This is a genomic window from Sodalis sp. RH22, from assembly GCF_047324165.1.
GTDB lineage: Bacteria > Pseudomonadota > Gammaproteobacteria > Enterobacterales > Enterobacteriaceae > Acerihabitans.
The window spans coordinates 197,438-219,714 of sequence record NZ_CP178731.1 but is presented as its reverse complement, the minus strand read 5'-3'; the positions used below and the strand labels follow the sequence as shown (position 1 = coordinate 219,714).

At 58.4% G+C, this 22,277-nt stretch carries 17 protein-coding genes; 6 read left to right on the top strand and 11 right to left on the bottom strand.

The window, feature by feature from the left end; all coding sequences use genetic code 11:
* Positions 1–153 precede the first annotated feature (153 nt).
* Positions 154–624 carry a cupin domain-containing protein gene (locus ACL2XN_RS00915; protein WP_413731034.1) on the top strand — a complete coding sequence of 157 codons (471 nt, stop codon included), beginning with the start codon at positions 154–156 and terminating at the stop codon, positions 622–624.
* A gap of 82 nt (positions 625–706) precedes the next feature.
* On the opposite strand, the gene ACL2XN_RS00910 is transcribed toward ACL2XN_RS00915, so the two are convergent.
* The gene (locus ACL2XN_RS00910; protein ID WP_410014522.1) at positions 707–1,918 is read right to left on the bottom strand and encodes a multidrug effflux MFS transporter; all 1,212 of its coding nucleotides are present in this window, start codon (positions 1,916–1,918) and stop codon (positions 707–709) included.
* Between the two features lie 645 nt (positions 1,919–2,563).
* On the opposite strand from ACL2XN_RS00910, the gene ACL2XN_RS00905 reads away from it, so the two are divergent.
* Complete coding sequence (locus ACL2XN_RS00905; RefSeq protein ID WP_410014521.1) at positions 2,564–2,872, top strand: hypothetical protein; 309 nt, start codon at positions 2,564–2,566, stop codon at positions 2,870–2,872.
* A gap of 102 nt (positions 2,873–2,974) precedes the next feature.
* Here the strand turns inward: ACL2XN_RS00905 and pbpC are convergent, their stop codons facing one another.
* The 10 genes from pbpC to ACL2XN_RS00855 form a co-directional block, all read right to left on the bottom strand.
* Positions 2,975–5,341, bottom strand: coding sequence for a penicillin-binding protein 1C (gene pbpC / locus ACL2XN_RS00900; RefSeq protein ID WP_413729885.1), 2,367 nt, complete (start codon positions 5,339–5,341; stop codon positions 2,975–2,977).
* A 59-nt stretch (positions 5,342–5,400) separates the two neighbouring features.
* Positions 5,401–11,427 carry an alpha-2-macroglobulin family protein gene (locus ACL2XN_RS00895; protein ID WP_413729883.1) on the bottom strand — a complete coding sequence of 2,009 codons (6,027 nt, stop codon included), beginning with the start codon at positions 11,425–11,427 and terminating at the stop codon, positions 5,401–5,403.
* A 105-nt stretch (positions 11,428–11,532) separates the two neighbouring features.
* Positions 11,533–12,384 (bottom strand): PA4780 family RIO1-like protein kinase, encoded by an 852-nt coding sequence (locus ACL2XN_RS00890; RefSeq protein ID WP_410014518.1) that lies wholly within the window; start codon positions 12,382–12,384, stop codon positions 11,533–11,535.
* Between the two features lie 235 nt (positions 12,385–12,619).
* Entirely contained in the window at positions 12,620–14,065 is a 1,446-nt protein-coding gene (gene murP, locus ACL2XN_RS00885; protein WP_413729881.1) for a PTS N-acetylmuramic acid transporter subunit IIBC, read from the bottom strand.
* A gap of 125 nt (positions 14,066–14,190) precedes the next feature.
* A complete protein-coding gene (locus ACL2XN_RS00880; protein WP_413723464.1) occupies positions 14,191–14,988 on the bottom strand; it encodes an SDR family oxidoreductase in 798 nt (265 codons plus the stop codon).
* Between the two features lie 76 nt (positions 14,989–15,064).
* On the bottom strand, positions 15,065–16,141 hold the full coding sequence (locus tag ACL2XN_RS00875) for an ABC transporter permease (protein WP_413723159.1): 1,077 nt from the start codon (positions 16,139–16,141) through the stop codon (positions 15,065–15,067).
* Between the two features lie 9 nt (positions 16,142–16,150).
* The gene (locus tag ACL2XN_RS00870) at positions 16,151–17,743 is read right to left on the bottom strand and encodes a sugar ABC transporter ATP-binding protein (RefSeq protein ID WP_413729879.1); all 1,593 of its coding nucleotides are present in this window, start codon (positions 17,741–17,743) and stop codon (positions 16,151–16,153) included.
* A gap of 10 nt (positions 17,744–17,753) precedes the next feature.
* Positions 17,754–18,368, bottom strand: coding sequence for a DUF2291 family protein (locus ACL2XN_RS00865; protein ID WP_413729878.1), 615 nt, complete (start codon positions 18,366–18,368; stop codon positions 17,754–17,756).
* Positions 18,369–18,436: 68 nt separating this feature from the next.
* The gene (locus ACL2XN_RS00860) at positions 18,437–19,369 is read right to left on the bottom strand and encodes a D-ribose ABC transporter substrate-binding protein (protein WP_413729877.1); all 933 of its coding nucleotides are present in this window, start codon (positions 19,367–19,369) and stop codon (positions 18,437–18,439) included.
* Positions 19,370–19,459: 90 nt separating this feature from the next.
* Positions 19,460–20,260 (bottom strand): GolD/DthD family dehydrogenase, encoded by an 801-nt coding sequence (locus tag ACL2XN_RS00855; protein WP_413729876.1) that lies wholly within the window; start codon positions 20,258–20,260, stop codon positions 19,460–19,462.
* A gap of 374 nt (positions 20,261–20,634) precedes the next feature.
* Here ACL2XN_RS00855 and ACL2XN_RS00850 point away from each other — a divergent pair, with 374 nt between their 5' ends.
* The 4 genes from ACL2XN_RS00850 to ACL2XN_RS00835 are packed head-to-tail and all read left to right on the top strand — an operon-like array spanning position 20,635 to position 21,997.
* Positions 20,635–21,444 carry a DeoR/GlpR family DNA-binding transcription regulator gene (locus ACL2XN_RS00850; protein WP_410014512.1) on the top strand — a complete coding sequence of 270 codons (810 nt, stop codon included), beginning with the start codon at positions 20,635–20,637 and terminating at the stop codon, positions 21,442–21,444.
* Between the two features lie 59 nt (positions 21,445–21,503).
* Positions 21,504–21,725, top strand: a complete 222-nt coding sequence (locus ACL2XN_RS00845) for a 5'-nucleotidase (RefSeq protein ID WP_413723576.1) — start codon at positions 21,504–21,506, stop codon at positions 21,723–21,725.
* Positions 21,646–21,816, top strand: coding sequence for a 5'-nucleotidase (locus tag ACL2XN_RS00840; RefSeq protein ID WP_413729875.1), 171 nt, complete (start codon positions 21,646–21,648; stop codon positions 21,814–21,816). Before ACL2XN_RS00845 ends, ACL2XN_RS00840 begins: the two co-directional genes overlap by 80 nt.
* Before the next feature lie 22 nt (positions 21,817–21,838).
* Positions 21,839–21,997, top strand: a complete 159-nt coding sequence (locus ACL2XN_RS00835; RefSeq protein ID WP_413723574.1) for a 5'-nucleotidase — start codon at positions 21,839–21,841, stop codon at positions 21,995–21,997.
* Positions 21,998–22,277: the final 280 nt, after the last annotated feature.

The following is a 22,277-nucleotide window of genomic DNA, read 5'->3' as shown; positions in this document are numbered from 1 at the left end:
ATGAATAATGGTCCCATTGTCATTAATCATCTTTGCCTTATGCTGGCGGTGGCATCCTCGAAAAAGGATTCTCGCTTTTCCCAGCCTTATTCACATCATAATGACCAGCAGGCTGGTCATTATCGTCGGGCATCTATGCTGGAGAAAATAGTCATAAATCGACTGATGATATCCGCCTTACCGTTGGCGCTACCTCCGTCGGCCACTTTTGCTGAGGAAACATCCATGATTGATATTACCAGACACGGCTCCACGCCCGCCGCCAGCGGTCCGGAGAGCTATTTTACCGGCACGGTACGTATCGACGCGCCATTCCAGGCCACGCCGCCCGCGCGCGTGGGGGGCGCGACCGTCACGTTCCAGCCCGGGGCCCGCACGGCCTGGCATACGCATCCGCTGGGCCAGACGCTGATTGTCACCGCAGGCCAGGGGTGGGTGCAGGAATGGGGGAAGCCGGCCCAGGTCATGAATAAGGGCGATATCATCTGGATACGGCCCGGCGTTAAGCACTGGCACGGTGCGTCGGCCACCTCCGCCATGTCGCATCTCGCCATTGCCGAGTCCCTGGACGGCAAAGCCGTCGACTGGCTGGAAAAAGTCACCGACGAGCAGTATCAGCAGTAAGCCCCGCCATACTATGGCTCGCCTCCCGGCGCGCCATGGCAATACGCGCCCCACGCCTGCCTTGCGATTCTGCTGCGCGCTATCACGATAGTGCGCTTCCCGGGCTTTTCCGTATCACCATCAGGGCGCTGGCCGAGGTGAACAGCGCAATGATCCAGGCCATCGTCCAGGGCGTGCCGTCGCTCAGCCACGCCAGCAACAGGGATGAAATAATCCCGCTCCCGTACTGTAATGAACCCATTAATGCCGAGGCGGATCCCGCCATTCCCGGCACGTCATCCATTGCCGCGGCGGTAGACGTGGCGGCAATAACCCCGTTCATGGAAAAAAAGATAAACACGCTGATGACAATGAGCACGATACCGCCCACCTGCATTTTTGTCGCCAGCGCCAATATCACCGCGGCGGCGGCGGCAATCGAGGTGGCTATTTTCAGCAGCGTGTCCAGTTTGTGGCGCTGCACCAGCTTACGGTTGACGGCGCTGATGGCCATCAGGCCAATCACGTTTATGGCGAACAGCCAGCCATAATGCTGGGGATCAACCTGGTAATAACTGATATAGACAAACGGCGAACCGGTAATAAAGGCATACGCGGCAACATAATAGAAGGTCACGCACAGCGTATAGCGCATGAATGTCCTGTTCTTCAGCAAAGAAACATAATTAGCGAAAGCGCCAGCGAGTGAGGCGTTGATCCGCCGCGCCTGCGGCAGCGTTTCCGGCAGCCACCATAAGGAGATAAACATCAGCGTTCCTATAATGGCCAATAACCAGAAAATGGCGTGCCAGGACGCCACCCTGATCATCTGTCCGCCGAGCAGCGGACCTGCTATGGGCGCGATGGCCATAATCATCATCAGCGTCGACAACATTTGCGCTGCGCGGGTGCGGGTAAATAAATCCCGGATCATCGCGCGCGCCAGCATCGGTCCAATACAGGCGCCCATCGCCTGGAATACCCGCCAGAAGACGATTTGAGTAATATCACGCGACATGGCGCAGCCTATGGACCCGAGGGTAAACAGCACCATCCCGATAAATAACGGCACCCGGCGCCCCAGGCGATCGCTTATTGGCCCCCAAATAAGCTGTGCTATGGTAAAGCCAATTAAAAAACCGGTGATGGTCAATTCCGCGCTCCCCCGGAGATCGGCTGACATGGCCGGCATCGCGGGTAAATAAATATCTGTCGACAACGAGGTGAATGCCATTAAAGCACTCAGGATGACGATAAATAACAGCCCGGTATTGTGACTTGTGGCGATAAGCACTCGTCTTTCTGTTTTCTTCATAATGTTCTTTTTAGCGTATACGGGAGGTGGCAGAAACCTCATCTTAGCCTTGAACCCTTCCCGGGTAACCTGATGAAAATATAATGTGGCTATGAGTCAGATTCATAAATGGCCGTTTTGGCGCCGAGGGCCGCCATTCGAGCGCTAGCGGCCGTCGCACCCCTGGCCGCCCTTGGCCGGTAAACGCGCCGTTTCAGGTTTACCGCGGTGTTGTTATAGCGCCTGACCCTGGGGACATAAATGATAACAAACGCAATTGCCGATATTCGCAACGGATATCACGCCGGGATAATTTTAAATCGGTTAATATATTAATTCTTTTTACCGCTTGAATTTTATGGGGTTTTTATTACTCTTTACTGAGAGTTTTCTCAAAGCAAAAAAATAACCGGATATGATAAAAGTGGCAATTGCACCTGCCCATTATGAACGGTAATTTGTAAGTGTATTAATAATGAATTAATCGGGAAAATATATCTCAACACTCAATTACGCGTGTTTATTCAGCGCTGAATTTATTGTAAGAATGGATTATTATTTTTTATTTACACATTAACGCAATGCAATAAAATTGACATCGCACGTTGCATCTGGACATATCGCTATTACGCGACATTTAATACACAGCTTATTCAGGTATCTGTTATGACAAAAACCACCCTTTCCATAATGTTGGCCGGTTTTATGCTGCTCGCTTCCGGGTGCGCCTATATTGCTAATTCGCCCGGCACCAAGCCTTCCGTGACGCCGCCAAAGCTGGTAAGCCCCCCGGGGCAAAAGCAGTTTTGGAATAATGCTAAACTGTTCGGCCCTGTTCCGGAAAGATACCAGAATGAGGGCGATAAAGAATGTGCCGCGCAGGGAAATGGCAAAGCCATCGGTTATCATCCCAATCCAAAAGATTATTATGGCAAGTATTTTGGCAAAAGGGGCTATCTGTGCGCGTTCCATTGACGCCGGCCCAGGCCGGTATTCCGGGCCTTGCGGCATCGCGCGGCCCGGCGCGCCCATGTCAACAGCCAGGCCGTATGCTCACCCGCCGCGCGTTTTGCCGCCTTAATCGACAATCTCAATATTCACCAACCGGCTGTCGGCGCGCCCGCGATCGTCGATCGCCCGTATGCGGTAGCGCCCGCTGTTGATGGGCCGCCAATCAAGGGCCGTTTTGCTGGCGGAGCTGCCGAGATAGATATCATCGGCAAACCAGTACACCCGGTTGCTGTCGGCATCCGTCACCGCATTAAACGAAATCCGGTCGCGCCCCGGCTGTGATTGCCTCAGGGTATAGGTCGTGTTCTTTAACGGCGACGTAATCCGCGGCGGATTACCGCTGACGTCCACGCCGCCATCCTGGCAGTGATTCGCCGGCGGTTTGCGCTTGGGCAGGCCGGCCTGGGCAAAGACGTTCGCCAGATCCGACGGCCAGAATTCAAACACCTCGGTGCGGGTCTTATCTTCATCGTAAGGCGGGCAGGCCACGTCGCCGGTCAGTTTATCCAGCCGCACCGGACGATACACCGTATCGACCTTGATTGGCGACTTGCCGGGAATAAACCAGGTTTTGCCTGTTTGCCGGCACCACGGCGTCGGTAAATCCCCGCTGGCGAGGCAGATATCGACCCGTTTCAGCTGCTTTGGAAAAGGCTGCTTCGGTTCCTGTAATGAGGGATAACTGGCGTTAATGCCGTCGATTATGTTGAAGAACAGCGGCGCGGCCGCTTGCGCGCCGACAAAGACATTATTGCCGGCGCCGTCGAAATTCCCTTCCCATACCACCAGGACGTAAGGGCCGAAAATCCCGACGCTCCACGCATCGCGAAAGCCCCAAGAGGTGCCGGTTTTCCAGTACACCGGTAACGATGCGGGTTGTTGAGCCAGCGTATCGCCGGGACGGCGGTGTTGGCGCAGCATGTCGAGGGTGATGAAGCTGGCTTGCGCGCTGAGTAACCTGACCGGCGCGGGACGCGGATCGGTTTTTTGCATCCGCAACGCTTGCAGCTCGCCGCGATTCGCCAGTAGCGCATACAGTTTTGCCAGTTCCTGCATCGTCACCTCGCCCCCGCCCAATACCAGCGCGAGGCCATAGTGGTTCTCACTGGACATATCGGCAATGCCGGAGAGCCGCAGGAACTGATAAAACGACGGCTGCCGGAGCTGCGAAGCGACGAACACGGCGGGAATATTGCGGCTGAAGTTCAGGGCATCCGTCGCGGTGACCGGGCCGAGAAAGCGGCGGTCGAAATTCTCAGGGGCATAGGCGCCAAACGCCGAGGGCACATCCTTGAGGATAGTCATCGGATGCAGCACGCCCTGCTCCAAGCCCAGCGCATAAATAAAGGGTTTGAGCGCCGACCCCGGCGAGCGTTTGGCGTTGGTGCCATTCACCTGTCCCTGAATGCCGCGGTTGTAATAATCCGCCGACCCGGCCAGCGCGCGTATTCCCATATCGCGGGTATCCACCAGCAGCACGGCGGCATTATGGATGCCCCGGCGCTCGTTGCGGGTGATAAACGCGGTTACCTGCCGCTCGACGAGCCGCTGCAAGCCGGCGTCAAGCGTGGTGTCGATACGGGTATCGGTGCCGATATAGCGCTGGTTTTGCTGGCGCAGCTGCTCGATAAAATGCGGCGCGATAAACGGCAGCCGCTCGGGCTGGCGCAGCGCCAGCGGCAGCCTGAACAGCGCGCCCTGGCTGGCGTCGACGCCGTAGTGCCGCTGCCAGCGCTGGAACAGCCGGTTGCGCGCCTGCGAGAGCAAGGCGCCCAGCACGCCGGCGCCGGCATCGATGCGATAACGCGGCGACTGCGGCAGCACCGCCAGCGTCAGCGCTTCCGGCAAGGTCAGATCTTGCGGCGCCTTGTCGAAATAAATCAGGCTGGCCGCCCCGATGCTCTCTATATTGCGGCCATAGGGGGCGCTGTTCAGGTAGGCTTCGAGAATATCGTGTTTGGAGTAACTCAGTTCCAGCTGCGCCGCGCGCAGGACCTGCATGATTTTGCCCGACGGCGCGCGGGTATTGAGATGCCAGCGCATGCGCGCCAGCTGCATGGTGATGGTCGAGCCGCCCTGCATTTTACCGCCCGCGACATAACTGCGCCAGAACCCCCGCGCCAGGCTGAACGGGTTGAAGCCGGGGTGGAGGTAAAACCAGCGGTCCTCATGCAGCAGCAGGCCTTTGACCGCCAGCGGGGAAACCCGCTCCAGCGGGGTCCATAAACGGTAGCGGTCGTCGCTGGCGAGGGCGATACGCATCAGCGTACCCTGCCGGTCATAGTAGACCGACGATAAAGGTTGCCCCCGGGAAAGCGGCGGATGAGGCCACATCCGGCATGCCAATACCAGCAGCGCCAGTAAAAAAACCGCCATGGCAATGTTTTGCAGCCGGCGTTGCAGGGCGGCGGATAACACGGGAAAGAGGTTCATCTCACTACCCAGGGCGGTTTACGCCCCGGCTCTCCCTGGCGGGGCGCTGACCGCGCATATTATTGTTTAGCCGCCGCGCCGACCAGCAGTTTTTGGCCGCCGACGGACAGCGCCTGGACGTCACGATCATACATGGCCTCGCCATAAGCCGGCGGGATGACAAAGCTGCCGGTGTTGGTGGCTTTGATCTGATAGACAAACTCCTGCGCAACGGGGCCGGCGCTGCCGTAGATAACGACACGATCTTCGCGGATATCGCTGTAATCCGGCGCCCAGGTGGACCCGGAGGCCGCCAGCGGCGATTGCCAGGACGGCGGCGCGTTGGCCTCGCTGTTCTCGTCGGTGTCCCCATCGCCCTGGCCGGACGCCGGTTCCGGCGGCGTTTGCTGCACCACTTCAAACCCGCCCGGCAGCAAATCGACAATCGCCAGATTGCTTTGCCCTTCTTTGGCGTTGGCGCGTATGTTCAGATGCACGCTTACCGTCTGTCCCAGCGTTACCCGGGTTACCGGCTTGCCCTGGTCATCGGTGTAACTGCGGGTGATTTCCAGGCCGCGCGCTATGGCTTTTTCCGGCGCGGCCAGATCGTAGCCGGCCTGCGTCACCACATACCAGGCCGGCGCGTCATGACCATTTTCAACGCGAATCGCTTGCGCATCGGCGGTAAAATCGCCTTTGGCCAGCCACCCCTGCATGCTGGAAATCAGCTTGGGCCCGACCTGTTTATCCGCGCTGATTTGCGTGATTTTCAGCGCGCCCGGTGCCGTGGCCTGTGCCGCCGCCTGCGCGGAGTAACTCTCCAGCGCCAGAATACTCATCGCCGATGAATAGGTGGTGTAGCGCTCCTCCTTCAGCGCCCTGATCATATTTTCCAGCACCTGCGGCGGAATCGAGGACACTTTTTCCGGGAAGTGACGGGTGATGAGATACAGTCGCGTCGCGTCCTGTACCAACGGGTCGAAATAAGCCTGGGTCCACCAGGCTTTTCCATATGCGTTGCCCAGTTGCGTCCAGGTCGGCTGCAACAGCGCATTGGCTTCATCGTCCATTTTCAGCAGGCGATAAGCCGACGCCAGATACAGCGCGCCGAGGTCGGTTTTCCAGCTGTCGGGGTACCGCTGCTGTAAAGCGTCCTGTACCGACGCCAGCGAACTGGTGGTGATTTCCCCCTGCCGGGTCAGCAGATAGGACGCCCACGCGCGCAGGCGCAGAGTATACAAGTCGTCATGCTGGTTGGCGGCCAGCGCGCGCAGCGCCGCGTTCGCCTCGTCCAGCATACCGTCCGGCAAGGCATATCCCGCGTCTCTCGCTTCCAGCAGGGCTTGCACCACATACGGGGTTACGAACGGATCGGTTTCCGGCGACGAGCGCCACATGCCGATCGCGCCGCTGCCGTTTTGGCGCGAACGCAGCACCGCCAGCATGTTTTTCAACTGCTTACCGTTTTCCGCCTGGCTTTGATTGCCGTTGATTTCCGGGTGCGCGCCCGCGAGAATCAGCGGAATCGAGCGGCTGACGATCTGCTCGGAACAATAATACGGATAATCCGCCAGATATTGCGACAACCCGCTGGCCAGCACCAGCGGCGAATTGGAGACCGCCGCTTTACGCATCGCGTAAGCATCGAACATCCGGCGCAAACCGGCGATATCCTGGCTACGGCCGCTCATGCGTCCCATGATGGACTGGGTGCGAAATGGCATGGCCGGACGCACCGAGATACTGAGCGTGCGGCGGCTGGCTTTGCCGGTACCGGCGTCATCCCGCACCTGGGCGTCAAACACCAGCGGCGCATCGCCCGGAACGGCATTGGCGCGCAGGCGGAAGCTGATGGCGCCTTCGTGTTTTTCGGCAAGCTGGAGGTCGCGATCCGCGCCGCCGACCACGCTCAGCTGCGGCGGAACCGTGAGATGCACCGCAATCGCCGCAGTTTTGCCATTCAGTCCTTCGAGGTTATTGCTGACGCCGACGCTGACATCAAATTCATCGCCCGGAGCCACCATCGCCGGGACATTCGGCGTCATGATGACGTTGTCGCGCACGACGGCCGAGGTTTGCGCTTTACCGATTTTGTCCGGCGTTACGGAAATCGCCATTACGCGGATTTTGCCGTTGAAGTAATCCGGCACCTGATAATCAAATCGCTTCTCGCCGTTCACGTCGGTAATGCCGGACCAATACGCCACCGGCTTGTCGCGCTGACGTTTGAACGGATTGACGTTAAGATCCAGTCCTTCGCCGCCGTCACCGCCCGGCGCGGCCGCCAGTTGCATCAGCTTGCTGAACTCCGGCAGGATCAGGTCGAGGATTTGCGCGCTCTTAACGCCCAGCTCACGTTTGCTGAAGAAATACTCGAGCGGATCCTTCAGGCGATAACGCGCCACCTGCAAAATGCCCTCGTCGACGGCGAACAGCGCAACCTGCTGCGGGCCGTCGGTAGACACCGTCATCGCCAGGTTTTCGCCCGGTTTAATCACTGCCGGCACCGCGACACCGAGGCTGTTCTGACGCGCCTTGGTGCTGATTTTAAACGGCATGACGCCGTAGCTCAGCGGGCTCATAAAGATTTCATTGGAATTCACATCGCGCACAAACTGCACGTTGATGTAGCCGTTACCCTCCATGCCCGCCGGAACGCGGATTTTCTGCACCGAACTGGTGGTATCGGTATGGAACCACTGCCAGCTGTAGACTTTGTCTTTTTCAATGGTTATCAGCCCGCTGCCGGTGTACGGCGCGTTAATCGACACCTCGATGTCCTCCCCCGCCGCGTACTCCGCCTGGTTCAGCTTCAGCGTCAGTTCCGCGTTGCGATCCAGGGCGCGGCTAAGGTTGGCGTTGCCGGCGACGCTATAGGCGATGCGGTTCAGCGCCTTGCCCCGCGCGTCTTCAATCACCAGCACAAAGTCGCCCGGCCGGCCGGTGGCAAGTTTGAGATCGGCGCCCTGCTCGGTCAGCGCCAGCGGCTGTTCAGACAGCCGCACTTCCTTCATTTTCGATTGATATTTATAGACGCCGGAATCCTGCCGGGTCAGCACGGAAATGTATTTCTGCTCGATCAGCGCGGCTTTCAACGCCGGCGGCGCGATCCGCCGGAGCGAAGGGTCGACGGCGATGATATTCAGGTGACGGACGGCGTCACGATTGATGTAGCCCAAATCGCCGTCCGCCTTCACCCCGACCAGGTAATCGTACGGCGACACCAGAACGCGCGCCGTGGCCGCGACGGAACGGCCGCCGCCGGCCACAAAGGCTTCCGCTAGCAGCTGCAATTGATAGGTCGCGTCGGCGTATGACGTCAGATCCAGCGGAATAGCCGCCGCGCCGTTTGCGTCGGTCTGGCGGTCCTCCAGCGCGGTCTCAAACCCATCGCTGTTCTGGCGATCTTCGTAGAACGCGTAGTCCGGGTATTGATCAAAGCTCGGATACATCGGGCGCAGCGTCAGTTTCGACGTGACGCGCCGATCCTGCGCCGGCGTCCCGAACAGGTTCTGCACATCGATATTGGCCCGCAGTTCCGAGGGTTTGACCCAGCCCTGCCGGCGATCCGGCGTCAGCTGCAGTTTCACTTGCAACTGATCCGGCTCGAACGCTTTCACGTTTACCGCGGTATGCCCCAGCAGCGTCGACGACGCGTCGTCTTTGCCGACCAGATACAGATAGACGTTCCATTCGCCGGTGGGGGAATTATCGTCGGTGGTATAACTCAGCTCGTTGAAACCGCCGGCGCCCAGCGTCAGCGGAATAGTGCTCATCAGCTTGTCGCGCGGATCGTGGATTTCAGCGCGCACCGGCACGCCGGCCAAGCCGATGCCCCAGTCGGCGGCACGGGTAATCAGGCCGATATGAAAGGTCTCCCCCGGGCGATAAACGCCGCGATCGGAGAACAGATAGCTGTTCAGCGTACGCGGATCGGTCGGGGTTTCTTCCCCGTCGACGTCAAAGCGCGAGAAGTCGAGACCGCGATCATTGTTGCTATCGGCCGGCAGGAAGGACACATCGCCCTCTTTTTCCACCAGAAACATGACCGGCGCGCGCTCGCTGGTGTAGACATCCAGCGCGGGAAAACGCACGTGGCCGTCGGCGCCGGTGGTCCGGCTCAGCAGCGTGACGCCGTTTTTGGCGATAACCGACACCTTGGCGTTGGCGACCGGCGTACCGCTATGAATCGACTGCACAAATACGTCGCGGGTTTTATCCTGCGCGCGCTTGGCGATAATGCCCAGATCGGTGACGACCACAAAGCGCGAATCCCCCGCCGCGGCCTCTTCTTCGTGCTGGTCATCGTCCTGGTACGGGTTGTCGTCGTCAGCGGCCGGCGTCGCCTGCTTTTTATTGGGATCCCACTCCGTAAGCGTCAGCAGGAAGACGCCGCGATGCGAGCGCGGATCGGTGGAAAGATAACGGGAGAGATCAACCCCCTGATAATTTACCTCCCCCGGATGGCCGCTGTTCACCGCCGCCTGATAGGTAAAGCGCTCGGTAAAATACTCATCATTCAGGCGGTTGAAATCCGCCGATGAATACTGCCGGCTCTTAAACGACACAATGTGCTGTAGCTGGCTTGGAATCACCCGTTTGATATCGAGACGCAATCCCGGCACGTTACGCGCGGCTAAGCTGATTTGCCTGTCGCCGTTCACCGACAGCAGCGAGCCTTGCGACACAAATTGCAGGGATTTGGGATACTCCGGCACCGGTACGACACGGTAGACTTTTTCCGGCATTTTATAGCCGCCGGCAGAAACCAGAACGTTGTCGATTTCCACCAGCATGGCGCGGTGCGCCGGGGCATCGAAACGAAAGCTGAACTGCGGCTGGAACTCGTTTTCGGCGTCATTAAGCTGGACATCCACGGGCGAGGACTGCGCGAGCACGTTATTTTCAACGTTCCCGACCTCCCAGTTGGCGTAGTCATCCGGGCCGGCGGCGGCATCCCGATCGTTTGGATTGTGCTGCGGCAGCAGCCAGACTTTCACCGCGCGGCGCAGGTCTTTATCTTTTACCGCATCGCTGAAGGCTAAGATCAACGCGCGCTGGCTGCCGGCGCCATCGGCATCAACAACCTGCGCGCTGGCCTCTTTAACCGCCAGGCTGTAGAGCGTCGGCACGGAAACCGTCGCGCCGCCGGGCTGCGCGGTGGCATTGGACGGCACCGCGGCTTTCACGCCCGCGCCGATGGCGATACGCACCGAACCGCCGTGATCCAGGGGTTGCAGCGGTTCGGAGTGCACCCAGGCGTTGAGCTTTTTCTGGTCATAGACCACGGAATAACGCAGTTTCGACCCGGACTTGGCGTTACCTTCGAGCAGATCCAGGGCAATCCGTGTTTCGAAACTGGCGGCATCCACCGGCGCGTTGAACTGAACGTTAAAAATCGCGCTGCGTTTTTGCGCATCCTGCGGGTCCTGAAAATACTCGGCTTCGCCAAGCTGATAGCCGAACGCCGGCGCGCTGAAGGCGTACCGCCTGGTCGCCAGCGTGGTTTGCGGCGCGAGCAGGACGTCCGGGGTGAAATTCACTTCATATCCGGCGCCCATCGGCAGCGGATTTTTCGGCGTGAAGACTAACCTATGGTCGTTCACCCATCGCCACTCGCCGGCGACGGCCGGTTTGAGCGCAATGCCTTTTGCGACGACCTTGCCGACATCGCTCAGCGGCGCGGCGGCGTTGCTGAAATTGAAGATAGCCTGCTGCGGCGCGGCTTTTTGCGCCGTGTAATTCACCGCTTCCGGGCCGCTGACGCTGACGCTGGTTTGCTCAGGCACCATCGGCGCCGATTCGATGAGTTGCGGCCGGTTCAGCCACCAGTGCCAGCCGTAAACGGCCGCGCCCGCGGCGCACAGCAAGACCAGAATCGACAGGCTGACGGCGAGCGGGTGTCTATCCGCCCCGCGTTCCATATGCCCGACGCCGCGCTTGAGCCCACGGGACAGCGCCGTCCACCAGGCAGGGGCGCGCCAGTGGATATTGCCGACTAACGGTTTCATGATGCGGCCGAGCAGACCCAGGAGAAAAGTCAGCGCGCGCAACAGGCCCTTTATCAGTATAAAAGGCAGGCGCAGCAAGAATCTGAGTACATCCATTTGTAGCGATACTCCCCATCCCTATCAGTGTTACTGATACTTTAACTAAAGACAGGGGTAAAAAGTGATTTACGCAGAGTATTTTGGCGGCCGTTCACGTTGTTTCTACAAATCGCGCTCTTTTTGTGCCCGCTGCCGGTCATAATATTCATATTCGGCGGCGATGATTTCATCAAGCAACGAATCGACGTCGGCTTTATGGGTATCTTCGGCGAACTGCCCGGTCAGGAGGGTTTCCGGGGTCAATTTACCGTCTTCATATAATGCCCAGATTTCCTTCGCATAGCGGGTTTCCAGCAACCGCGGCGCGAACCGTCCGTAGTATTCGGTCATATTATTTACATCGCGCCCGAACATCGCGGCGGCAAGATTGTTCGCCGCGGCATCGACGGCCTGGGGCAGATCGATAATCACCGGCCCGTCGGCATCCATCAGCACGTTAAATTCGGATAAATCCCCGTGGACGATACCCGCGCACAGCATCCGCACGATATTGCGGATCATGACGGCGAAATCGGCCACCGCCTCTTCTTCCGTCAGGATCACGTCGCTCAAACGCGGCGCGACCACGCCCTCGGCGTCGGTGATAAGCTCCATCAGCAGTACGCCGTCCAGGCAAATATAGGGCTGAGGTACGCGCACGCCGGCTTGCGCCAGGCGGAACAGCGCATTGACTTCCGCCGTCTGCCAGGAGTCTTCCTGCTGTTTGCGTCCGAACTTCGAGCCTTTTTGCATCGCGCGCGCGTTGCGGCTGTTACGGACTTTGCGCCCTTCCTGATATTGCACGGCCTGTTTAAAGCTGCGTTGCGTGGCTTCTTTGTAAACTTTGGCGCAACGAATCTCTTCACCGCATAACACGGTGTAAACGTCGGCCTCTTTGCCGCTGCGCAGGCGACGGACCACAGAGTCTATCAGACCGTCATCCACCAGCGGTTGGATTCTATTTGGAATTTTCATGCAGCCTTGTACCCTATTTCAGCGCTTGAGGGAATGACCGGCGCAATATTCTTGCGCAGCCCGACACCTTTTGCCGCACTGATTAGTAGCATTATCCATTATCTCTTTATGCCCAGATTGACGCCATTATGCCACATTATTTATCGATGCTGGGCGTTATGCGCGCATTCCCCCCACCTGCCGACAAATGTTTCGTCACAAAGCGCAACATCGGCGGGACGCCGCGGCGGGGGAATTAACTTGAATCAACGTTTTTGCTGCCGCAGAGCCAGGTGATGATAAAGCCGGCGGCATAGGACACCAGCAGCCCGGCGCTATAGACCATCATCCCGGCATAGATGCCCTGCGCGGACGTCATCAGCGGGATGGTCAGGATACCGGAAGGACCAAAAACGGTATTGAGGCCGACCGGTAATCCCAGATAGGCGACGGCGCCCAGGAAGAACCCGCCGACGGCGCCGCCAAGACAGGCGGTGACAAAAGGTTTTACCCTGGGCAGCGTGACGCCGTAGATCAGGGGCTCGCCAACGCCGAGGATGCCCGGGATAATGGCGCCCTTGATCTGGGTGCGCAGCAGCGAACCCGTTTTCGCCCTGACGTACAGCGCCATTGCCGCCCCCACCTGTCCCCCGCCGGCCATGGCCAGGATTGGAAACAGCGAATTAAACCCCTGGGCATCCATCAGGGCGAAATAAACCGGGACAAAACCCTGGTGAATGCCGAACATCACCGCAAGCAGGAACAGGCCCGCCAGGACGGCGCTGCCGAACGGGTTGCCGTTCAGGTGCAGAAACAGCCATGACATGCCCTTATACAGCGCCCCGCCGGCCGGCATGATCACCACAAAGGTCACCGCCCCCATGATCAGCAGGGTGATGACGGGGGTCAGAATCATATCCAGATTATCGGGCATCACCCTGCGCACCCTGCGCTCGACCCAGGCGCCCATGATGGTGGCGATCAGCACGCCGATAATGCTGCCCCTGGGATCGATGGGCAGGCCAAAGAAGCTGTCGATACCGGAATAATACCCGACCCTGGCGTCCGGGACGTAGCCCAGGACAAACAGCGAGGCGATAATGGCGCCGTTCACTCCCGTGCCGCCGAACGCCTTTTGGGCGTTATGGCCTATCAGGATGCTCAAAAAAGCGAACAGGCCTTTACTGAACACTTTCATATAACCGATGATGCCGATAAGCCAGGCATTGGGCGACGCAACCCCGATAACCAGGCTTTGCTCCAGCAGGGTGGCGATCCCCAGCAGTAATCCGGCGGCGATGAATCCTGGGATAAGCGGCGTGAAGATGGTGGCGAAGCGGGTGAAAAAGTGATGCAGGGCGCCGCTCTGGCGCGATTTAAGCTGCCTTTTATTCTGCGCGGCGATAGTGGCGAGATCGCCTGCGCCCTCGTCGGCCTGCGGCTCCACGCGGCTTAGCGCAGCATTCATGATATCCGCCGCGGTTTGCGCCTTGCCGGGGCCGAGCACGATCTGTAGCTGATCATCCCCCTCGATCACCCCCAGCACGCCGGCGATTTTTTTCAGCGCCGCGCCATCAACGCGCGCGCTGTCTTTCAACGTGAGCCGCAGCCGCGTCATGCAGTGGCCGCAAACCGCGATATTATTACGGCCGCCGACCAGGGCCAGTATCTGTTCAATCATTGCTGTGTTGATTTTCGCCATGCGCATGGACACCTGTGCTGAAAGACCGCCCGGTTAACACCGGTGCCGGGCTTTAGCATCATGCCGCCGTCTGGTGATGCAATCAATTCACCTCATGAACATTTTTGTCCCTGCCGCCGCCGCGGTCAGGACATGATCAGACCGCCGTCGATATTAATGGTTTGCCCGGTCAGGTAGCGGGCGTCGTCGGAGGCTAAAAACGCCACCAATCCGGCGACGTCCGCCGGCTGCCCGGCCCGTTTCAATGGAATGCCGCGTACCCACTCCGCCATCAGTTCGCCTTTACCGTAGCGCTTTTGGTCGGTGCTGAGGATTTCGCCCCAGACCCGGTCGTTATACTCCCACATTTCGCTTTCAATAATGCCGGGGCAAAACGCATTGACCGTAATATTATGCGGCGCCAGTTCATGGGCCAGGCTTTGGGTGATGCCGATGACCCCCATTTTGCTGGCGGCATAGTGCGGCGTGTAGATAAACCCCTGCCGTCCCTGGCCGGAGGAGGTATTGATCAGGCTGCCGTACCGCTGTTTCACCATGATTTTCGCCGCCTCGCGGCAGCATAACCATACGCCGGTGGTATTTACTGCCAATATGCGCTCAAAATCGCTTTTCGGCATCGAATCAAAATAATCGATGGTGATGACGCCCGCGTTCTGGATGGACACCTCCACCGCGCCGAATTTCTCCAGCGCCTGCCGGTACAGATCCCGCACCTGCGCCTCGTCGGTCACGTCGACCCGCAACGGTAAAATGTCCGCGCCGTACTGTTGCCGCAGCCGATCGGCGGTGGCGAATATCCGTTCGGCGTCCGAGACCATCACCAGATTGGCGCCGTCGCGGGCGAAACGTTCGGCGATGCCGGCGCCGATGCCGCGACAGGCGCCGGTAATCACCACGGTTTTACCACTGAAATCTCGTTTCATCATGTTATCTCCACGTTGTTGGCGACGACATCCGCCGCGCGCCGGAATGGATCCGCGCGTTCAGCCGGCGCGGCGCTTAGCCATGGCTCGCCTCAGACATCGCCTGCTGCGCCGCCTGCTGCTTTTTTTCGTGGCGGCGCATCAGCGTGACCTTGCTTTGCAGCCGCTGCTGGAACTGATCGATTACCACGGCGGTGACGATCACCAGGCCCTTGATCACCATTTGCCAGAATTCGCTGACGCCCATCATCACCAGGCCGTCGGCAAGAAACACGATGACAAAAGCGCCGATAATGGAACCGAACACCCGCCCGCGTCCGCCGGATAGCGCCGTGCCGCCGAGCACCGTGGCGCCGATGGCGTCCATCTCGAACATGTTGCCGGTCATCGGATGGGCGGTTTGCAATTGCGAGGCCACCACCAGTCCGACCAGCGCGGCGCACAGGCCGGAGAAGGCATAGACGAAAATCTTCACTTTCACGATGGGCACGCCGGCCAGGCGCGCCGCCGGCTCGTTGCCGCCGATGGCGTAGATATAACGTCCCAGCGGCGTTTTTTTAGTCAGGTACATGCCCAGCAATACGATGGCGGCCATCAGCCAGATCGGGTTATACACACCCAGCAGGGTGCCGGAACCCAGCGTGGCGAAGCCGGTATTGCCCAGGGCCGCCAGGCCCGAGAGATTGGGAAAGGTTTTGCCGTCGGTGGTGAGCAGCGCCGCGCCGCGCGCCACATACATCATGCCCAGGGTGCAGATAAAGGGCGCCACCCCCAGCCGGGTGATCACCACGCCGTTGATCGCGCCGATGACCGTACCGGCGAGCGCCACCACGATAATTGTCTCCACCACGTTTAAAAACAACAGGTTGTCGCCCCATAGCGGGATGCCGAGGGTGAGCAGCGCGCCGCCGATCATGCCGCACATCCCGGCCACCGCGCCGACCGACAGATCGATGCCGCCGGTGAGGATCACAAGCGTCATGCCCACCGCCAGCAGGCCGGTGATGGCGACATGCTGCGTCATAATCAGCAGGTTCGACGTGGTGATAAAGTTCGGCACCATGGCGCTGAAAAAGCCGATGACGATTAGCAGGGCGATAAAGGTGCGCGCCTTGAGCAAATACATATAAACGAGATATTTTCGGCTTTGCATAACCTGTCCTTAATCATGAGGCGTCGAAGCGCGGATAAGCGTTTCCCGGTCTACCCCGGCGCGTGGCAGGTCGGCGGTGATTTTACCGTCGGCCATGACAATGACCCGGTCCGCCAGTTGCATCACTTCGTCCAGTTCGGACGAGGAGAACATCACGGCCAGTCCCTGCTGCGCCATGGCGCCGATCAAATGATACACATCGGTTTTCGCCCCCACGTCGATGCCGCGGGTGGGTTCGTCGAGGAATACCACCCGCGGCTGGGTCAGCAAGGCTTTGCCCAGCACCACCTTTTGCTGGTTGCCCCCGCTCAGGGAGGTGACCGACAGATCGACATCGCTGACTTTGATGGCCAGCGTATCGATCATCCGCCGCACCGCACCGGACTCCTTGTCATTGCGTATCGGCAGCAGCGTTTGCCAAAAGCGTTTGCTGCGCAAACTGGAGAGGGTCATATTGGCTTTGATCGACAGCAACTGGACCAATCCTTCCGCCTGCCGGTCCTCGGGCACCAGCGCCATGCCCAGCGCCAGGCGCCGGCGGAACGAAAGGTGTTCGATGCGCCGGCCGCCGAGGGTTATCTCGCCGGCATCGGGTTTAAACACGCCGAGCAGCGTCTTGAACAGCTCAGTGCGCCCGGCGCCCAGCAGCCCATACACGCCCACCACTTCCCCCCGGTGCAGGGTCAAACCGACGCCGTTAAGGGCGTAGCCGCCGTTTTGATGCAGCAGCGTCAGGCCGCGGGCCGCCAGGACCTCCTCCCCTTTCACCGCCGGGCTGTAATCAAAATGCTTGGCTTTTTCCCCCACCATGCTGGCGATGATCCAGGGGATGCTCGCCTGGGCGATTGCACGCTCGGCGACGAATTTGCCGTCGCGCAAGACCGTAATGCGATCGCCGATGGCCATCAGTTCCTCCAGCCGATGGGAGATATAGATAATGGTGACGCCGCGGCGCTTAAGCTGTTCGATAACATTGAACAGCACCTTTACCTCGGACTGGCTCAGCGCCGACGTCGGTTCGTCCATGATAAGCACCCGTGTGTCTTTTGACAGCGCGCGGGCGATCTCCACCAACTGCTGGTGGCCGATCGCCAGCTCCTCCAGCGGCGTGAGCGGATCGACATCCAGCTCCAGGCGTTCGAGCAGCGCCTTCGCCAGTTGATACTGGTAAGCCACATTGATGCGGCCGCGCTGGAAAAACTCGTTGCCGATAAAAATATTGTCCATGACCGTCATGTTGGGAAACAGATTCAGTTCCTGGAAAATAATGCTGATGCCCAGTTTTTCCGCCTGATGGGTGGAGCCGAGCGCCACCGGCTGGCCGTCGAGCAGGATTTGACCGCTGGTGGGGGTTTCGACGCCGGCCAGCATTTTCATCATGGTGGATTTACCGGCGCCGTTTTCACCGATCAGCACGTTAACCTGGTTGCGGTAGACCCGATAATCAACATTATCGAGCGCCACCACGCCCGGATAGAGCCGCGATACGCCGCGGGTTTCGATAATGACCGGCGCGCCCTGGCGCAGGGAGGCGCGCGGCGTAACCCGATCGTTGACATAATGGGACCGGGGTTCGGCGGCGGCGGTGCGGGGGTTTGCCATGGCGCTCTCCTTATTGCGTAATCTTAACCGGCGTGATGAGCAGCGGCGGTTGCGGCGTATCAAAGGCGCTGAACACCCCGTACACCGTTACTTTGCCGCCGACGGCAAAGGTCTGTTTCGCCACGGTGTTGATGGCCTGTTGGTTAATGGCCTTGCTGAAATCACCAAACAGATTCTGATCGTTAAAGTCGGCATAACTCAGCCCGCGATAGCTGTCGCGCAAATCGGTGCCGCGAAAGGTCGGGCCAATCTGCACATTGACTTCCCCGGCCGCGTCGTCGCTCTTTATCACTATCTGACCGTTGCGGGAGGCGGTATTCACCTCGCTGATGGCGCCGGTCACCGAGACGGCAAACACACAGGGATTTTCCTCCTGGCTGCGGTAGCCGAACTGCTGGCAGGCGGCGTCAAAATCCTTGGCATGGCCGATTTGCGTCAGCAGGCTGCCCAACGGCCTGGCGGAGGCGATCACCTGGGGCGCGATTTTCTGGTCGAATAACTGTGCCGCCTTGGCTACATTGGCGTTCGGCGGGTTTTTCAGCTCCGCCAGCTGCCGCTCCGACACGATGCGGCAGCCGGATAACGCCACGGCAACCAGCACCGCCCATAGCATGCGCGTTGACATCCGTTTTATCTCCTTACGCGCCCCGCGCAGCCACGGGGCGCGATACACATCGGTGACGATCGCCGTCGTTATTGCTGATAATTAAAACCGTTCACTTTATCGGCGTTGTTCTGTTTAATCAGAATGCCGCGGAACATGATGCGTTCCTTACCGCTATAGCTGCCTTTTTGCAGATACTGGTCAAGGATTTCCACGCCCTGGGAGGCGATGGCCTGTGCCTGGAGCATGACGCTGGCATAAAGATCACCGGCCTTGATGGCGTCGCGTTCATCGTTGCTGCCGTCAATGCCGACCACGGTGACATCTTTACGGCCCGCGGCTTTGAGCGCCGCTATCGCCCCCAGCGCCACCGGACCGTTGCCGGATATCACGCCTTTGATATCGGGGTGGGCCTGTAAGATACTGTCCATGATACGTTTCCCTTCAAGCAGGTTGCCTTTGGCGTCCTGGCGGGCAATCATTTTCATCTCGGGATACTGGTCGATGACATTGTGAAAAGATTTTGAACGCGTCACGCAATTGTTGTCGGCCAGGTTGCAGGTCAATTCGGCATAACTGCCTTTTTCTCCCATTTTTTCGACGAATTCATTGGCCACATCGGAGCCGGCCTGGAAGTTATTGTGGGTGATCTGCGCCAGCGCCACGCCGTCCACCGGGATTTCCCGGTTGATAAGCACCACCGGCACGCCAGCGTCCTTAGCCTGTTTTACCGCCGCTACGCTTGCCTGCGAGTCGGCGTTATCCAGAATGATGCCCTGCACTTTACGCCCGATAACCAGGCTTATCAGTTCCCCCTGGCGTTTCACATCCTCGCCGTGGGACAGCACCAGGGTTTTGTAGCCCATCGCCTGCGCTTTGGCTTCGGCGCCTTTGGCTTCGGCGGAGTAATAGGGGTTATCAAGGGAATTGACCAAGATGGCGATGGTGCCTTTCTCGGCGGCGAGGGCGTGCGGCAGATAACAACCCGCCATGAGGGCGAACAGGGTAAGATATTTTTTCATGATAAGGTCTCTCGTGGTCATTGTTTTTTTTACCGTGGGTACAACGGGTGCACAACGTGGTTTGCCTGAATTCGTCCTCCGGCGCGCCGGTTACCAGATGGTAAACCCGCCGTCAATCATCAGATCCGCGCCGGTAATCATGTCGCTGCCGTTGCTGGCGAAAAACACGATGGCGGCGGCGATTTCGTCGGTATAGGCAAAGCGTCCCAGCGGAATTAATTTTTTCATCTGCTCCCCTTTCTCTCCGCGCCAGGCTTTCTCGCCCATGGGCGTCAATACGACGGTGGGCGACAGAGTATTGACGTTAATGCGGTGCGGCGCCCACTCTTTCGCCATCACCTTGGTCATGCCCAGCAGGCCGGCTTTGGCCGAGGTATAGGCGCAATGATTATCGATGGCGATGGAGGCGGCCTGGGAGGCGATATTGATGATCTTCCCGCCGCGGCCGCGGGCTATCATGCTGCGGGCGGCGGCCTGCGCGCACAGGAACGGACCGGTCAGGTTTACCGCCAGATGTTTTTGCCATTGGTCGAAGGCGGTGTCGATTGCCGGCTCCAGCTGTACGTAACCGGCGCAGTTCACCAGGATATCGATCTGGCCCTGGCGCTGCTCCACCTGGTTAAACGCCTGCGTGACCTGCGCCGGGTCGCTGACATCGCATTCGATATAGCTGACCCGGTCCTCGCCCAATTCCGCCGCCGCCGCGGCTTTGCCCGCGCTGTCGAAAGCCGGATAAAGCAGCGCCAGCGTCGCGCCTTTCGCCAGCATCATGCGATTGGCGGCCATGGCGATGCCGCCCAGGCCGCCGGCGACCACCGCCACCTTGCCGGCCAGCGATTGCGCTGGGTCCACGCCATAGCGCAGATTGACGTCATACTGATTATCGTTCATCACGGGTCTCCATGGGTGAAAGGCCGTCGTCACAGCCGGTAAATGATGGCGATTTTCGCGCGCGGGGGTGGTTTAATTCATTTTCGAATAAAACTATATATTGTCATTTTGATCATTTATGAGGCCAGGATCAGGTTTCAAACAAAAACTGAATATGATGACATAAGCTTGTTTTTCAGCGGGTTATAAATTTGATGGCAAAATTGACCCTGATTAACCTGCTGAAATGTAGGATTTTTTAGCTATCTTTTTCCTGTTCATTTTCGAATGAAAATCAAAAAAAAGACAACCGACGCAACTCGCTTTCGCCTGCGCGCGACGTTACTATTTGCCGGTAAGCCTCGGGGGATGGAATACCGATAGGAGTATCATGATTGAAAAGCAAAAATGAGCAGTGGGCTGATATGCAGCATCGCCGCAGCAAAATACTGGAAATGATAAAAGAAGACGGCACCGTGTCGGTGAAAATGCTTACCGATACCTTTGACCTGACCGAAGCGACGATCCGTTCAGACTTACGCGTGCTGCAGCAGCAAGGCTATATCCAACGCTACCACGGCGGCGCGACGCTGCTGGACGGCAAGCAGAATACCCACGCGCTGCTGCTGGCGCGCCAGACCCAGCTTGGCGAAAAAGACGCCATCGGGCAATTGGCGGCCAGTTTTATCGAGCCGGGCGACACCATTATCCTGGATGCGGGCACCACCACCACGGCTATCGCCAATCATCTGAACCATATCAAAAAGCTGTCGGTCATCACCACCGCCGTCAATATCGCCCTGCAATTAGGCGGCGAGCCGGGGGTGAATATCCTGTTGACCGGCGGTACCTTTAAATTTCCCACCCTGTCGACCTCCGGCGAGAAAGCCGCCAGCTTTTTCGAAAATATGCTGGCGGAAAAACTGTTCCTGGCCACCGCCTGTATTTCACCGCGCGCCGGGCTGAGCTATCCCAGCGAAACGGACATCAAGGTGAAAACGGCGATGATCAATTCGGCCAATACGGTATTTGTGGTGGCGGACTCCACCAAGATCGATAAGGTCTCGATGTTCGCCCTGCCCTGTGAATGGCGCAAGATTCATTATCTGATTACCGACAGCGGCATTACCTCCGACGCAAAAGCCGCATTCGAGGCCTTGGGCATCCAGGTACTGGTGGCGCAAACCGCCGGCGCGAGATCCTGATGCGCCGGGCGGCAAGCTTAAAGGCAGTCTCAGGGGAGAATAAAACTGAGGAAAATTGAATGGCCTACGATCTTGGGCATCGTCATGTTATTGGCGTCTGCTCGAGCGCTGTTTTTGATTTGACAGGGTCCGACGCGGTATTCAAAAGCCAGGGAGAGGAAGAATACCGGAAATTTCACGAGTTCCAAAGTCAAAAACGTCATGCAGCCGCACAATCCTGGCCCCTTAAAGGAATTTCTTGTCAGGATGGCGAAAATTCAATCCGTGGAAGAAAAGTATAAGATTCTACATCCGGGTTATGAAAATCGCCTGAGAATTTCCATAGTCACCGCCAGGAATGCGCCATCACATGAACGCGCCTTAAACACGTAGAAGAGCTGGGGCGTGATGGCAAATGACGCATTCTTTCTCGGCGGTATTGAAAAAGTCAATGTATGAGGGGGTACTGAAACCACACATTTTTTTCGATGATCGGTCTCCCTATCTTCTGACCGCCAGCGCGGTTGTTCCCTCCGTGCATATCCCCTTCGGTGTTATCAATCAAGCAAATTGACGCGATAAGACCTGCCGTGTACAGGTAAAGACCACTATCACGCGTCCAGATACCTGTGCCGATTCCCGCTCGACGAACGTCCGTATGCGCGGGACCACGCCACTGTCCCGCAGGGTTTTCAATATCACCAGTCCCAAAGACGGCATAAGCGGATGAGATTGAAATTGATGCAAACCACCCTTATTTAAACAGGTAGGGTCGCTCTTAGAAGTGTGTTTAGAGGCGCCTTGAAAAGCACCTTTAAAAGACTTAAAACAAGCGAAGCTAACAGGAGACTAAA

Bases quoted from the DNA above. Each gene is read 5' to 3' on its own strand.
- ACL2XN_RS00910 (WP_410014522.1), bottom strand. From the start codon at position 1,918: ATGAAGAAAACAGAAAGACGAGTGCTTATCGCCACAAGTCACAATACC.
- ACL2XN_RS00905 (WP_410014521.1), top strand. From the start codon at position 2,564: ATGACAAAAACCACCCTTTCCATAATGTTGGCCGGTTTTATGCTGCTC.
- pbpC (WP_413729885.1), bottom strand. From the start codon at position 5,341: ATGAACCTCTTTCCCGTGTTATCCGCCGCCCTGCAACGCCGGCTGCAA.
- ACL2XN_RS00895 (WP_413729883.1), bottom strand. From the start codon at position 11,427: ATGGATGTACTCAGATTCTTGCTGCGCCTGCCTTTTATACTGATAAAG.
- ACL2XN_RS00890 (WP_410014518.1), bottom strand. From the start codon at position 12,384: ATGAAAATTCCAAATAGAATCCAACCGCTGGTGGATGACGGTCTGATA.
- murP (WP_413729881.1), bottom strand. From the start codon at position 14,065: ATGGCGAAAATCAACACAGCAATGATTGAACAGATACTGGCCCTGGTC.
- ACL2XN_RS00880 (WP_413723464.1), bottom strand. From the start codon at position 14,988: ATGAAACGAGATTTCAGTGGTAAAACCGTGGTGATTACCGGCGCCTGT.
- ACL2XN_RS00875 (WP_413723159.1), bottom strand. From the start codon at position 16,141: ATGCAAAGCCGAAAATATCTCGTTTATATGTATTTGCTCAAGGCGCGC.
- ACL2XN_RS00870 (WP_413729879.1), bottom strand. From the start codon at position 17,743: ATGGCAAACCCCCGCACCGCCGCCGCCGAACCCCGGTCCCATTATGTC.
- ACL2XN_RS00865 (WP_413729878.1), bottom strand. From the start codon at position 18,368: ATGTCAACGCGCATGCTATGGGCGGTGCTGGTTGCCGTGGCGTTATCC.
- ACL2XN_RS00860 (WP_413729877.1), bottom strand. From the start codon at position 19,369: ATGAAAAAATATCTTACCCTGTTCGCCCTCATGGCGGGTTGTTATCTG.
- ACL2XN_RS00855 (WP_413729876.1), bottom strand. From the start codon at position 20,260: ATGAACGATAATCAGTATGACGTCAATCTGCGCTATGGCGTGGACCCA.
- ACL2XN_RS00845 (WP_413723576.1), top strand. From the start codon at position 21,504: ATGGCCTACGATCTTGGGCATCGTCATGTTATTGGCGTCTGCTCGAGC.
- ACL2XN_RS00840 (WP_413729875.1), top strand. From the start codon at position 21,646: ATGCAGCCGCACAATCCTGGCCCCTTAAAGGAATTTCTTGTCAGGATG.
- ACL2XN_RS00835 (WP_413723574.1), top strand. From the start codon at position 21,839: ATGACGCATTCTTTCTCGGCGGTATTGAAAAAGTCAATGTATGAGGGG.